At 68.5% G+C, this 13,885-nt stretch carries 9 protein-coding genes; 6 read left to right on the top strand and 3 right to left on the bottom strand.

Annotated elements, in window-relative coordinates:
- The first annotated feature begins 35 nt into the window (after window positions 1–35).
- Both HUA75_RS28045 and gyrB read left to right on the top strand, forming a co-directional pair.
- Complete coding sequence (locus HUA75_RS28045) at window positions 36–494, top strand: hypothetical protein (RefSeq protein WP_141642060.1); 459 nt, start codon at window positions 36–38, stop codon at window positions 492–494.
- A gap of 157 nt (window positions 495–651) precedes the next feature.
- Window positions 652–3,105, top strand: coding sequence for a DNA topoisomerase (ATP-hydrolyzing) subunit B (gene gyrB, locus HUA75_RS28040; RefSeq protein ID WP_174488096.1), 2,454 nt, complete (start codon window positions 652–654; stop codon window positions 3,103–3,105).
- A gap of 139 nt (window positions 3,106–3,244) precedes the next feature.
- Here the strand turns inward: gyrB and HUA75_RS28035 are convergent, their stop codons facing one another.
- Window positions 3,245–4,276 (bottom strand): hypothetical protein, encoded by a 1,032-nt coding sequence (locus tag HUA75_RS28035; RefSeq protein ID WP_174488095.1) that lies wholly within the window; start codon window positions 4,274–4,276, stop codon window positions 3,245–3,247.
- A gap of 134 nt (window positions 4,277–4,410) precedes the next feature.
- On the opposite strand from HUA75_RS28035, the gene HUA75_RS28030 reads away from it, so the two are divergent.
- A complete protein-coding gene (locus tag HUA75_RS28030) occupies window positions 4,411–5,040 on the top strand; it encodes an FMN-binding negative transcriptional regulator (RefSeq protein ID WP_141642063.1) in 630 nt (209 codons plus the stop codon).
- A 763-nt stretch (window positions 5,041–5,803) separates the two neighbouring features.
- On the opposite strand, the gene HUA75_RS28025 is transcribed toward HUA75_RS28030, so the two are convergent.
- Entirely contained in the window at window positions 5,804–8,674 is a 2,871-nt protein-coding gene (locus tag HUA75_RS28025; protein ID WP_174488094.1) for a serine/threonine-protein kinase, read from the bottom strand.
- 437 nt (window positions 8,675–9,111) lie between these two features.
- Between HUA75_RS28025 and HUA75_RS28020 the strand changes: the two genes are divergently transcribed.
- The 3 genes from HUA75_RS28020 (at window position 9,112) to HUA75_RS28010 (ending at window position 12,351) form a co-directional block, all read left to right on the top strand.
- Window positions 9,112–10,569, top strand: a complete 1,458-nt coding sequence (locus tag HUA75_RS28020) for a hypothetical protein (protein ID WP_174488093.1) — start codon at window positions 9,112–9,114, stop codon at window positions 10,567–10,569.
- Complete coding sequence (locus HUA75_RS28015; protein ID WP_174459040.1) at window positions 10,566–11,675, top strand: metallophosphoesterase; 1,110 nt, start codon at window positions 10,566–10,568, stop codon at window positions 11,673–11,675. Before HUA75_RS28020 ends, HUA75_RS28015 begins: the two co-directional genes overlap by 4 nt.
- 157 nt (window positions 11,676–11,832) lie before the next feature.
- Window positions 11,833–12,351, top strand: coding sequence for a hypothetical protein (locus HUA75_RS28010; protein WP_141642067.1), 519 nt, complete (start codon window positions 11,833–11,835; stop codon window positions 12,349–12,351).
- A gap of 149 nt (window positions 12,352–12,500) precedes the next feature.
- Here the strand turns inward: HUA75_RS28010 and HUA75_RS28005 are convergent, their stop codons facing one another.
- On the bottom strand, window positions 12,501–13,877 hold the full coding sequence (locus HUA75_RS28005; RefSeq protein WP_174488092.1) for a hypothetical protein: 1,377 nt from the start codon (window positions 13,875–13,877) through the stop codon (window positions 12,501–12,503).
- Between the last annotated feature and the right edge of the window lie 8 nt (window positions 13,878–13,885).

The following is a 13,885-nucleotide window of genomic DNA, read 5'->3' as shown; positions in this document are numbered from 1 at the left end:
GAGCCCTCCAGGACGGCTAGGGTGCGCTGGCACTCATGAGCAGCCCGCGCTTCTACGCCTTCGACCCTCGCGCCACTCGAATCGGCCTCTTCCTGGGCGCCTGTGTCCTGGCGGTGCTGACCGCCTGGGCCCTGGCCAATGCCCGGGACGGAGGGGGCATCCAGGAGATGGCCCGCGCGGGTGTCACGGCGGGCCTGATGTTCGCCTTCCTCGTGGCCATCCACCGCCTGCGACCCCGTGCCGGCTGGGGCATCTCATTGGACACGCGAGGCGTCCGCGTGGCCCGCCCCTTCAGCTCCCGCGAGCTGGAGCTGCACTGGGGGCAGATTGATTCCGTGCGCCGGCTCGGCAGGAGGGGGAACGTGCTCGGTTTGTTCTTGAAGGAGGAGGGAAGGGTGCTCGTCACCCGGCATCTCTTCGCCCGCAAGGCTGTTTTCGAAGAGCTGATCTCGGCGCTGGAGGACCGCCTCCCACCGTCGCGATTCGACGCCTGACCCCCGGGTTTCGGGCACCCGCCTCCCAGAGGGGCGACCAAGCGATTTTCACGAATATTTACGCAGCTTTGCGCGGGCTCGTTACTCTTGTTCAGTGTGCCTCGAGATGGTAGGCACAGGCCTGTTGCAAGGCTCCTTTTTCCAAGGACAGCATCACATGGAAAAGACCCCCGCTACCGGCGCCGCGGTCGCTCCCCCGCCCATGGAGTATGGGACCGATAGCATCACCAAGCTCGAGGGCCTGGAAGCGGTCCGCAAGCGCCCTGGCATGTACATCGGCGACACGATGACCTACGGGCTCCATAAGCTCGTGTACGAGGTCGTCGACAACGCCGTGGACGAGGCGCTCGCGGGCCACTGCACGGACATCGAGGTCATCATCCACGTGGACGGCTCGCTGAGCGTCCAGGACAACGGGCGCGGCATCCCCGTGGGTCCCCACCCGGACCCCAAGTTCAAGGGCAAGGACACGCTGGAAGTGGTCCTCACGGAGCTGCACGCCGGCAGCAAGTTCGGCAACGGGGCCTACAAGGTTTCCGGCGGCTTGCACGGCGTGGGCGTCACCTGCGTGAACTTCCTGTCGGAGTGGTTCAAGGTCCGCGTCCAGCGCGCCGGCAAGGTGTACGAGCAGTCCTACGCCCGAGGCGTTCCCAACTCGCACCCGCAGGAGGTCGGCACCACCGACAAGCGCGGGACGATGGTGGCGTTCAAGCCCGACACCACCGTGATGGAGACGGTGGACTTCAACTTCGAGACGCTCAGCCAGCGCCTGCGCGAGCTGGCGTTCCTCAACGCGGGGCTGCACATCGTCATCCGCGACGAGCGCACGAACAAGGAGCACGACTTCAAGTTCGAAGGCGGCATCTCCTCGTTCGTGGAGTATCTCAACAAGTCGAAGCAGGTGCTCCACGACAAGCCCATCTCCTTCTCGGGAGACAAGGATGGCGTGGCGCTGGAGCTGGCGATGCAGTGGAACGACGGCTACGACGAGCGCGTCTACACCTTCGCCAACAACATCAACACCCAGGACGGTGGCAGCCACCTGTCCGGCTTCAAGGCGGGCCTGACGCGCACGCTCAACAGCTACGCGGAGAAGAGTGGCATCTGGAAGGACCTCAAGGAGACGCCCACGGGTGAGGACGCCCGCGAGGGCCTGTCCGCCGTCATCTCCGTCAAGGTGTCCAACCCCCAGTTCGAGGGCCAGACGAAGACGAAGCTGGGCAACAGCGAGGTGAAGGGCCTGGTCGAGCAGATGGTGAACGAAATGCTCGGCACCTTCCTGGAAGAGACGCCGCTCATCGGCAAGAAGATCGTCGCGAAGATTGGCGATGCCTGTCGGGCGCGCCTCGCGGCTCGCAAGGCTCGCGAGACGGTGCGCCGCAAGGGCGTGCTGGACGGTGGTGGGCTTCCGGGCAAGCTCGCGGACTGCCAGAGCCGCGATCCGCACGAGAGCGAGCTGTACATCGTCGAGGGTGACTCCGCAGGTGGCTCCGCGAAGCAGGGACGGGACCGGCGCAACCAGGCCATCCTCCCCTTGCGCGGCAAGATTCTGAACGTGGAGAAGGCGCGCTTCGAGAAGATGCTGACGAGCGCCGAAATCGTCACGCTCATCACCGCGCTGGGCACGGGCATTGGTCCGGAGGACTACAACCCGGAGAAGGCGCGCTACCACCGCATCATCCTGATGACGGACGCCGACGTGGACGGCAGCCACATCCGCACGCTGCTGCTCACGTTCTTCTTCCGGCAGATGCCGGAGCTGCTCCAGAAGGGCTACCTCTACATCGCGCAGCCGCCGCTCTACAAAGTCACGCGCAACAAGAAGGACAAGTACGTCAAGGACCAGCGCGCGCTGGACGAGTACCTGCTGGGCATCGCCACGGAGCACGGGCGGGTGCTGACGCCTTCGGGCGAGGTGGGTGGCGCGGACCTGAAGGCCCTCCTGGAGAAGGTGATTACCTACGAGGAGCGGCTGGAGAAGCAGGCGAAGCGGCGCGACGCGCGGGTGGTGGACGCGGTGGTGCAGGGCGCGCGGCTGACGGCGGAGATGCTGGCGGACGACGAGGCGCTGGCGGTGGCGGTGAAGGGTGCCCACTCGGAGTTCGAGCGGCGCATGCCGGACGTGCTGGGCCGGGTGAAGTACGAGGTGGAGACGGACCCCGAGCACCAGACGAAGCGGCTGGTGTTCCGCACGGACGTGAATGGCGCGATGCGGTCGACGGTGTTCGACCACACCTTCCTGTCGTCTCCGGAGTACCAGGAGCTGGTGTCGCTGCGGGATTCCTTCAAGTCGCTGGGTGACGCGCCCTACCGGGTGAAGGTGGACGCCGGCCACGTGACGGCGTTCTCCGTGCAGGAGGTCCACGCGGCGCTGCGCAAGGACGCGCAGAAGGGCCTGGGGATGCAGCGCTACAAGGGTCTGGGCGAGATGAACCCGGAGCAGCTCTGGGACACGACGATGAATCCGCTCACGCGCACGCTGCTGCAGGTTCGGGTGGAGGACGCGGTGGAGAGCGACGAAATCTTCTCGCTGCTGATGGGCGAGGCGGTGGAGCCGCGCCGCGAGTTCATCGAGCGCAACGCGCTGGACGTGCAGAACCTGGACATCTGAGTCCTTGAGTCCGCCGGGCTCGCGGGCCTGATGGACGACGAAGTGACGGGGCGCGGCGCCGATTCAGGCACCGCGCCCCGTGTCGTTTCAGGAGCTGGGGTAGCGCGCTCGCTAGCGGGCCGAGAACGAGGCCTGGGACCTAGCGCCCACCACCACCCGGGCCGCGCGGCGGCGGCGGGCCACCGGGGCGCTTGCCGCCGAAGCCACCGTCGCCAGGGCCCATGGGCCGTGAGGGCAGGTCGAGGGTCTCGCCGTCGAGCGTGGCCTGTCCACACTCAGGGCCGAAGACCAGCGTGTGCGTGGTGCCATCGGCGAGGGTGCGCTCCTGCGTGCCGGCGATGGGCCACGCGCAGACGGAGGGCGGCACGCGCACGATGCCGGATTGCGTGACGGTGGAAACGCTGCCGTCCGCGAGCGTCGCGGTGAGCGTGCCGTGGCTGGTCCTCGTGGGCGCGGCGGCGTCCGGGTCGAACGTCTCCTCCAGCGTGCCCGTGAGGTGGACGCTGTCCACCACGGTGCCCTGGGCATCCAGGTTCGTGCGAGTCGTGTCGAAGGTGACGGTGCGGCTGAGCGTCTGCGCGCCGGGCACTCGCACGGAGACGGAGGCGATGCTGCCCGTCATCTTCGTGCTCTGGCCGTCCGTCGCCGTATGCGTGATGTCATGCGTGGCCTGTTGTTCGAAGCGCAGCGGCGCGTTCTCCGCGCACTCTTCCTCGGAGGTGATGGCCGTCACCACGTCGACCGAGCCGGATGACACGATGCCAGTGCCTTCCCCGCGCGGGCCCTCTCCGGACGGCGGCTGCGATGTCGGAGTCCCACTGTCGGGAGGAGGCTGGGGGCGGTCCCATCCGCAGCCCCCACGGCCCCGGGTCCGAGCCTGGCAGTCCGTCCAGGACAGGTGCAGTTCCGAGGGGAAGCTCTGGCCGCAGACCTCCACCTTCGCCGTCTCCGGCTCCGAGTCGCACTGATAGCCCTCGTGCTCCCAGCGGCGGACCTCCAGCGGGAGTCCCTCCAGGAAGCGGGACCCGAGGGGGACGTCCGCGGACTGCGCCTCTCCCACGGCCGATGCCACGGCGAGCTGGGATTGCTGCTCGGTGATGCCTGGGTCCTTCTCCGCGCCACAGCCCACGCCAAACAGCGCCGTCGCCAGCAAACCTGCCTTGAGCTTCATGGATGTGTACTCCCCGAGAGATACTTCGGGGCGCGTGGCCGGCCCTGCGCCCAGCCTTCAAGGTAGGGGGCAAACCTTGAGGAGTTCTTAAGCACCCGTTGACGCGCGCCGTCTCCCCGGGGGACGCAGGGTGCATGTACATCCCTCGCCACTTCGAGGAACGGGACGCACAGCGCCTCCTGGAGTTGATGACGCGACACTCCTTCGCCACGTTGGTGACGGTGGGAGAGGACGGAGCGCCTTTCGCCACGCACCTGCCCTTCCTCACGGAACGGGATGAGGCGGGAGCGCTTCGGCTGCTCGCGCACATGGCGTTGCCCAATCCGCAGTGGCGCGCCTTCGCCGCCGAGCGGGACGCGCTCGTCATCTTCCAGGGCCCGCACGCCTACGTGTCGCCCACCTGGTACGCGACGACGCCCCAGGTGCCGACGTGGAACTACGCCACGGTGCATGCGTATGGACGGCCCAAGGTCATCGACGCGGGTGACGAGGTGCTGCGCATCCTCCGCGAGACGGCGGCGCGCTACGAGTCTGGCAACGAGCGGCCATGGACTCTGGAGCAGTCGGAGGAGTACGTGAACCGGCTGGTGGGTGGAATCGTGGCGTTCGAGCTGCGCGTGACGCGGCTGGAGGGCAAGTTCAAGCTCAGCCAGAACAAGGGTGAGGCGGACCGCAAGGCGGTCATCGCGGCGCTGGAGCGCAGTCCCTTCGCGGGGGATGCCGAGCTCGCGGTGCTGATGCGTGCGCGTGAGGACGCTGGATAGACTCGTGGGCCCGGTGCCCTCCTCGGCTCCGCGCCCACGTGCCTTTCCCGTCTTGTCGAGCCGGGCCGGCGTACGTCGCGGCCCCCGCTAGCCCTTACGGCGGGAAGCTGTCATCCCGTTGCCCCCTCGTTCGCCGGGCGGCGACTTCCCGCACGGCTCCCTGCTTCTCGGGGCCTGGCTTGTTGGCGACTTGTGCTGACGCCATCGCGAAGCCTCCGATGAAGAGGTCGACACCCCGAAATTAGGCACCTCGAGGCGCGCGAGGCCGGGCCCTCCAGGCATGGCTCCCGCGCAGGCTCGTGGGACGAGCGGACTGCTGAAGGCCTGGTTGTCCGTCTACTCTTAGAGAGCAAAGACGCACAGTGCGCCATGCGAGACACTGGGACTTTCGTCCCGGAGCGGGGCGCCGTGCGTGGCACTGCGAGAGGTGGCCGCGTGCGCACCTTCGCGGGGCGGTGGATGCGCCGCATGCGAATGACTGGCGCTTGCGCACCTGCGTTAGGTAGCGGATGCGCGGCATGTGAGTGACTGGGACTTGCGCACCCGAGCGGAGCGGTCGAGGCGCGGCATGCGGGTGATTGGGGCTCGCGCACCTGTACGGGACAGCCGAGGTGCGGCATGTGAGTGACTGCCTCTCGCGTGCACTGGACGGGGCGCGATGTGCTGCAACGCACTCGTGCGCGCCGTAGCAGGCCAACTCTACGTGGCGAAGAGGTTCATGCGCGCGGGGATGAGCGTCGCCCGCGCCGCGAAGCGCCGTGCGTCAGCGCTCCGAACGTCGCGAACCGCGAAGCACCGCGGCCCGTTCCTTCCGCGACAGCGTGGTCGCATCCACGATGTCCACTTCGAGCGCGCCCTGGTTGTCGCTCCGCTTCGAGTCAGGGAAGAAGCAGCGCAGGTCCTCGGTGTCGGTGACCTGGTAGCGCTTGCCCGTCTCGAGCATCCGGTGCGAGGTGCGGACGGAGGACGGCGAAGTGCCGCGCTCGATGCACAGCACCTGTCGCACGCGACCGTTGGCGCCCGAGCGCAGCTCCGCGAAGTCGTCCCGCACGGTGAACAGGTAGGTGGAGCGCGGGTTGAGTCCGCGCAGCACGACCTGGTGCTCGGGCTTGAGCTGCACCGCGTGCTCCTTCGCCTCGAAGGTGAGCGAGCGCGGCGGCACGTAGGCGGACTGGCGGATGACGACGCGGATGCTGCCGGTGTTGTCCTCCGGCCCGTTGTCGTCCACCGCGAACACATGCAGCTTCCGAGCGTTCTTGATGGTGCGCGTGGAAGCGCTCAGCAGCCCGAAGCTGCCATCCACGGGACCGTCGCCCTCGGCGAAGTAGACCAGCGTCCCGGATGCGGTCCCCCGGCCCTCGGCCAGTGAAGCGGTGCCCTGCGTCCACACTGAATACGAGGTGCCCGGATTCAGGTCGATGGTGGCCGTCGCGTACTCGGGAATGGGCGCCGCGTTGTACATGGGCCGAAGCACCAGCAGTCGCGTGGGGTAGTCCACCTCATGCAACTCTCGCAGCGCCGCGCTTGGCTCCTTGGGGTCCACCAGCGGCTGTGGATCCTCATCGTCGTCGGTCGTCGTGCCCGTCGCCGTCGCCGCCACCACCACCGGGTCGACCTTCACCGGAATGCCGCCGTCGTCCGGGGCCGTCGCCACGACGGGCTGGGCCTCGCCCACGGGCTTCGGGTCCACGGGCGCGGCCACGACAGGCGGCGCATCCGTGGGCGGAGGCGTGGCGAGGAGCTGAAGCTCCGCGTTCATCGGCTCCATCATCATCGACGTCGGCGTGAAACGCCGCGTCCAGGCGAGATGTCCCGGCAGCGTGAGCACCAGGGTGTTGGCCTCGCCCACGAGGACACCCTCCACCATGAGAGGTGTCTTGCCGACGACGTCGCGGCCGTTGAGCTTCACCTTGGCGCCCGCGGGCTTGGAGGTGACCCACAGCGTGGCGCTGTTCGACGCCGAGGTGTCGGGCGCGTCCGACTTGATGACGAAGTGGTAGAAGAGCGCGATGAACAGCATGACGATGGCCGAGCCGAAGACGTAGAGCGTCATCTGCTTCACGGCCTTCTGCTGCTTCGCGACGCGCTCGGCTTCTTCCCGCGCCAGCGCCTCGCGCGCTTCGTCCACCGAGGTGCGGTAGCCCGTGCCCGTGTACGTCCGGGCCACGCTGGAGACTCCCGCGGGCTGCGTCGTCATGGACTGGCCGGTGACGGCGGGCGTCTCCACGGGCGTATCCAGCGGCGCGGCCAACGTGGCCAGCGCGGCGGGCACGACGGTGGGCATCATCGTCTTGATGATGTCACTCGAGTCCGTGTCCGGCTCCTCCGGCAACTCCGGCACGGGAGGTCCAGGGCGCTCGCTCGTCACGGGCCTGCGGCCAGAGCCCGTGCTCTCCACGCGGGGCATTCCGGTGTTCGTCGCGCGGCGGATGCTTCCCGCGCTCGTCACCTTGCGCATCCCCGGACTGCTGCCGGCGGGCCGACGAGCGCCGTCGCTCGGGGGCTTCGCACCGCTGTCACTGCCCGGCTTGGAGCGCAGGCCCGGACTGGAGGCGCGCGGACTGCTGCCGACCTGGCCACTGCCGGAGGACAGCGGCCGGGCGCGGCCCGCGGAGGGCTCCACCGTGCCCAACTGCCACTGCGAAATCTGCTCCTTGAAGGCGGTGGACACCTCCGCCTTGCGGCCCTCCGCCATCAGCTCCTCGGCGAAGAGGTAGGCCATGAGCTGCGACAGCAGCGCGGGCGTGAAGCGCGGGTTGTCGCGGTAGAGCAGCTCCACCAGCGCCTCGCTCAGCTCCTTCGCCGTCTGGTAGCGCGACTCGCGCTCCATGGCCATCGCGTGGGAGATGACCGTCTCGAGGTCCGGGCTCACCGACGGGTTGTTCGCCGACGGAGGCAGACAGTCGCCCGTTAGGATGCGCGGCAGGACGGTGACGAACTCGCCCTCATAGGGACGCTTGCCGCACACCATCTCGTAGAGGACCACGCCCGCCGCGTACACGTCCGTGCGGGCGTCCAAATCCTGCCGGCCCTGCGCCTGCTCCGGGGAGAAGTACGGGTACTTGCCCTTGAGCGTGCCCGGCGACGTCTTCGCCTCCACCGCGCTGGTGGCCTTGGCGATGCCGAAGTCGATGACCTTGATTTCACCTTCGTACGAGATGAGGACGTTGTCCGGAGAGACGTCCCGGTGCACCAGCCCCATCTCCACGTTGTCCTCGCCCACGTGCCGGTGCGCGTAGTCCAGGCCGTCGCACAGCTTGCTCCCCACGTGCAGCGCCAGGGCCTCGGGGAAGCACGTCATTCCCGCGCGCGCCGCTCGACGCAGGACCTTGGAGAGCGGCTGGCCCTGCACCAGCTCCATGGCGATGAAGTACTGGCCGTCCACCTCGCCGAAGTCGAACACCTGGGCGATGTTGCTGTGGCTCATGCTGGCCACCAGCCGCGCCTCGCCGATGAACATCTCGACGAAGTCCGTGTCATCCACGAAGTGGGGGAGGATCTGCTTGATGACGCAGGGCTTCGTGACGCCCGCCGCTCCGGTCATCCGGGCGCGGTAGGTCACGGCCATGCCTCCCGCGGCAATCTTCGAAAGAAGGACGTATTTGCCGAATTGCTGGGGAGTCGGTTCCGCCACGATTACAAGGCCAGTTCAGGACGTTGTGAGACATCGAGCATACTCTTGTTCTACTGAAAGTCCCGGAACGGGCTCGCGTCGCACGCGAAGTTTTCCGTGGGATGGTTGGATCTGCCGGGTGATCCACGCCCCAGGGCTCGAATCCCGCCCATTCGAAGCGGCCGCGTCGCTCTCGGACTGAGGGCCATCACTTCTCAGAATGATTCGTCGAGGGGATGGATAATCCGGGGTCCGGGAGAATGTCGCGAAGTCTCCCAGTGATTCCAAAGGGTTGTGATTCATCGGAGGCACCCTCACGCTCCGACTGTCAGCTCGCTTCACATTTCTTCACGCAGGTCCGTGCTGCGGAAGGCCGGGGGGCGGTTATGTAGGCCGGCACGGCCCAGGCCGTTGGATGAGGGCGGTCTGGCTCTCTCCAGAGAAACGAGGCGAAGCCCATGGTGTCCGAGCTGTCCCCCCGCTCGTGGCCCCTTGCCGTGGCGGTGGTGGGTGCGTTCCTCGTCCTTCCCGTCCGAGCCCTGGCCCAGGACGCGGAGGCGGAGCCGCTGACGGCGTTTGATCTGCTTGCCCGGAGCCCCCAACTGGGTGGGACGGACATCCCGAGGGACCTGCCAGGTCGCGCCACGGTGGGCGCGCCGAGGCGACCCCGGATGCCCGACGCCATGGTGCCCATGCCCGACCTGGGGAGGCAGTCACCGCTTCCCGCGCCGGAGCTGCTGCGCGTGGAGTCACCCGTGCCGAGCCCCTCGTCGGAGCTCCTGGCGCCCGCCTCGGCCGAAGCCGCGGCGAGTGTGTCCGAGGTGCCGATGGGACTGCCCGCGCCGCTGACGCCGCAAGTCCGTCCCGACAGCCCGTTGTCCCCGCTGCCCGCGTCGACGACGGCGCTGCTGGATGCGTCCCGCTCGTTCCAGGTGGTGCCCGCGGCGGTGGCGGTGGTGCCGGGGTTGTTGTTCCACGGACTCGCGCCGGCGCTGGCGGGAGACGGGCACACGGCGAAGCGGCTCTTCGCGATGGAGGGCGCGGGGCTGGGGCTCATCGCGCTGGGCGGAGTGCCCATCGCGCTCACGGGGGCGTCGCGGCGCACCATCGCTCCCTTGTACGCGGTGACGCTGGCGGGCTTCAGCGTGTTCGGCATCTCCGCGCTCGCCAATCTCTACTCGGTGGCGTCGCCGGCGTTCGACCCGGGAGTGCCCGCGTCCTCGTTGCCGCCGCTGGAGTTCGAGATGGGCTACCAGTACGTGAGCGACACCTCGTTCGACTACGACCACTTCGTGTCGCTGGGCGCGGTGGCGCGCTTCGAGGAGGTGAAGCTGGAGGCCATCGCTCGACTGGCTCCGGATGAAGGCAACACGCAGGTGCGGCTGGGCGGTGCGTATCGACTGCTCGGCGAGCCGGAGCGTCGGCGGGCGGGCTCGGATGGCTCGTCGCTGGACGCGGAGCTGTTCGGCCTGTTCCATCGCTTCCCCACGGAGGGCTTCACCGTCGTCGGCGGCGACATGGGTTTCCGGGGCCGCTACGCCATGTCGCGGGTGAGTCCGTCCCTGGCCGGCTCCTTCGCGGAGGCGAGCATCGGCATGGCGCTCCAGGGCTACAGCTATCCGGGCCCGGTGAGTGACGGGAACCTGCACTCGCAGCTGCTCTTCAGCTTCGGGTACGGCGTGTGGCTGGGGCGCGGTGGTGGGCCGTTCAAGGGCGAGGCGATGCTCTTCTATGACCACCGCAAGGACGGCTTCGCGGGCGGGCTGCGCACGCTGGGCGGAGGCGTGGTGGGCAACTTCGGGCTCCGGGGGCGCGCGCTCCTGACCGAGACGTGGGGCGTCGCCGCGGAGTTTCAAGCGGGTGGCGCGCTCGTGGGGCGGCTGTCCCTCATCTATGCGCTGGGAGGTGAGTCATGAGTCGCATCGGTGCGATGGGCGTGCTGTCGGCGCTGCTGATGACGGGGTGCCTGCGGCCCGCGGAGAACCGCGCGGTGCGTGACTCCAAGGTGGGCCGCGCCGAGGGTGGCGGGCTGTCGCTGGAGGTGGCGGACGGGCTCGCGGCGGTGCGGAGTGTCGGCTCGGGCGAGGTGACGCTGTGGGGCAATGCCCCGGTCTTCACGGCGCGGGCGACGCTGGACGCGGAGTCGACGTCGGACTGGGTCCTCACGGTGCGCAACGCGATGCCAGACGCGGAGCTGCTCGCGGAATTGGAGGACGGCGAGGTGCTGGCCGTGGAGCCGGTGCCGCAGGCGCTTCCCACGGTGAAGGCGTGGCGCGTGGGACTGCGTCCCGGCGCGGTGGCCAGGCTTCGAGTCGCGCCTCCGGGTTGGGACTCCACGGCGCCCTTCCGCTTCGCGGCGCTGGCGGACGTGCAGGAGGCATTGCCTCGCGTGGGAGATGTCTACGCGCGGCTGGTGAAGGATGACTCGCTGCGCTTCATCCTGTTCGCGGGAGACCTGACGGAGAACGGCACGCGCGAGCAACTGCTGGAGTTCCAGGAGCGCCTGGAGGCGGGCTCGCGCATTCCGCTGTACGCGACGCTGGGCAACCACGAGACCTTCTCGAAGGACGCGGAGGAGTACACGACGCTCGTGGGGCGAGGCAGCCAGAGCTTCGTGTTCCAGGGCGTGCGCTTCACCGTGGTGGACTCGAGCAACGGCACGTTGGACCCCATCGTGGAGGAGCAGCTCGACGGGTGGCTCGCGTCGTCACGACAGGGCACGCACGTGGTGGCGATGCACGTGCCGCCGCAGGACCCGGTGGGCCTGCGGGGCGGCGGCTTCGCGAACCGGGGCGAGTCGGCGGGGTTGGTGGGCAAGCTCGCGCGCGAGGGCGTGGACCTCACGCTCTACGGACACATCCACTCGTATTACTCCTTCACCAACGCGGGCATCCCCGCGTTCATCTCCGGCGGCGGCGGCGCGATTCCGGAGACGTTCGACGGAGTGGGGCGGCACTATCTCGCGGTGGACATCGGCGCGAACGAGGGGCTGCGCGAGGCGTCCCTGGTCCGCGTGGATTGAGGCCCGAAGCGCTGGCACTGAACGAAGCGTCAGCCGGCGGTGTGTGGGAGAAAACGCGGACGGGGCCGACTTTCCGGCCCGGCAGCGTACCCTCTTGATCTGACACTGAACACGTGAGCAGATACCTCCCCCATCGCGAGGAGCCAGGAGGCCCGCCATGTTCGATTCGAACGACAACGACCCTATTTCCCCGGCGCTGCGTGCGCTGCTGGAGCTGTTCACCACGGAGCTGGCGGAGGTGCGCTTCCCGGACATGAGCGGGGAGGTGCTGGAGGACGCGGCGGCGCAGGTGAGGGTGAAGGCGGAGGCGGTGGCGAAGGCGCAGGCGGCGCTGGAGGCCGCGCGGCAGTCGCTGCACGAGAGCCAGGACGCGTTGCTCCAGAAGGGCCAGCGCGCGCTGGCATACGCGCGGGTGTTCTCCGAGGAGAACCCGGAGCTGAACACGAAGCTGGACTCCATTCACTTGCCGCGTCCGGTGCGCAAGGGCGCGAAGGTGGAGGGGGTCGCGGCGGAGCCGGTGGCCGCGCAGCACGGCAACGAGGAGAACGCGCCGAAGCGCCGGGGTCGTCCGCCCAAGGTGCGTCCGTCCGCGGGTGCGTCCCTGTTCGCGGAAGGCGCCACGGCGGAAGCGCTGGCCGTCGCGCACGAAGGCAACGGCGTGCTGCCCACGGCGTGATTCGCCTGTGGGGAGGGCCTCCTGAAAAAGCCGAGGCCCGGACGCGAAGCCTCCCTGGAGCCCCCCTCCGGTAGAGACCCGCGGCCGGGCCACGGTGCCGGTCCGCTCCGAGGGCAGCCACGGAGCGGACCGGTTTCAAGCGAGGTGACTCAGTTCTCCGGGAACGCCGTCCAGCCCGCCAGCCAGTTGGTGGTGCCCACCGCGCCGACGAAGCGCGCGCTGGTGTCGAAGCCCGCGCCCGGCGTGGCCGCGTTGTCCGGGTTCAGCAGCGGCGAGCCCGTGCGCGGAGCGAAGTTCGGCGCCGTCAGGTTCGTCGCGTCGGTGAGCTGCGGGTCCTGGGTCTTCACTCCGTTGGCCGCGACGAGAATCTTCTCCGCCTCGTTGAAGCGGCTGACGTCCGCGTCCACCGTCACGCCACCCTCCACCTTCGGATTCGGCGCGAAGGGGATGGTGTCGTTCAGGTTGGCGTTGTCGAAGAAGAAGGTGTTGCGGATGGACAGCCGAGGGTCGGTCGACTCCTCGTTGAAGAGCGCCGCGGAGGCCGTGCCGTCCACGTCCACGGCCTGGTCCTTGAAGTAGGCGACGACGGCGTTGCGCAGCTTGATGCCCGCGCCGGTGTTGAACACCAGGCCCTCCTGCGAGGGGTTGCCACCCGGGTCCGCGTTGGAGCCGATGAAGCTGGCGTTCCAGATTTCGGGGATGGAGATGGGCTCCTGCGTGGCCGTCGTCTTGTGGCTGGAGGCCTCGATGGCGCGGTCGCCCACGCGAGGGCTCTGCTGCACGACGAGGAACTGGACCTTGCCGGTGTAGCCCAGGTCGTAGTCCAGCGCGTCATCATCCGCCTGGGTGATGACGATGTGCTTGAGCGGCGCGGTGCCGCCGAACATCTCGATGCCGTCATCCAGGCCCTTGTGGACCTGCACGTAGTCGATGTCCGTCCCGGTGCCGCAGCCGCCCACGGTGAGGCCGTTGAGCTCGTTGTTGGGCGCGAGCTCGAAGCCGGCGAACTCGATGCGCGCGTACTTCAGCGTGCCGCAGTTGTGCGCGTCGTCCTGGCCGCCGTACTTCGTGTTGTCATTGCCGCTGGAGGCGAAGAACCCCTCGATGGTCGTCTCGCCGCCGGACACGTTCAGCTTCGCGCGACCGAGCAGCACCACGCCGCCCCAGTTGCCCGGCTCGCGCTGCCCGGGCTCCTTGGAGGACGTGAAGACGATGGGCTTCGCCGCGGTGCCCACCGCGTTGATGCGCCCGTTGCGGGTGATGATGAGCGCGCTGCTCTGGTCACCCTTGATGATGGCGCCCGCCTCGATGGTCAGCGTGCCGCTGGTGACAAAGACATACTTCTTCAGGACGTAGGTGTTGCCCGTCTTCCACGTCGTGTCCGCGGTGAGGTCCTGCGCCACTTCCACCGTCTCGGCGTCGGGCTCCTCGATGGGCGGGTCCACCGGGGTCTTGTCGTCGTCGCCGCAGCCAGGGCCAATGACAAGGCTGGACAGGATGAAGAGGGAGGCAAACAAGCGCTTCATGGCGAGAC

The organism is Myxococcus sp. CA040A (assembly GCF_013336725.1).
Classification (GTDB): Bacteria; Myxococcota; Myxococcia; order Myxococcales; family Myxococcaceae; genus Myxococcus; species Myxococcus llanfairpwllgwyngyllgogerychwyrndrobwllllantysiliogogogochensis.
This window is presented reverse-complemented; position numbering and strand designations above follow the sequence as displayed.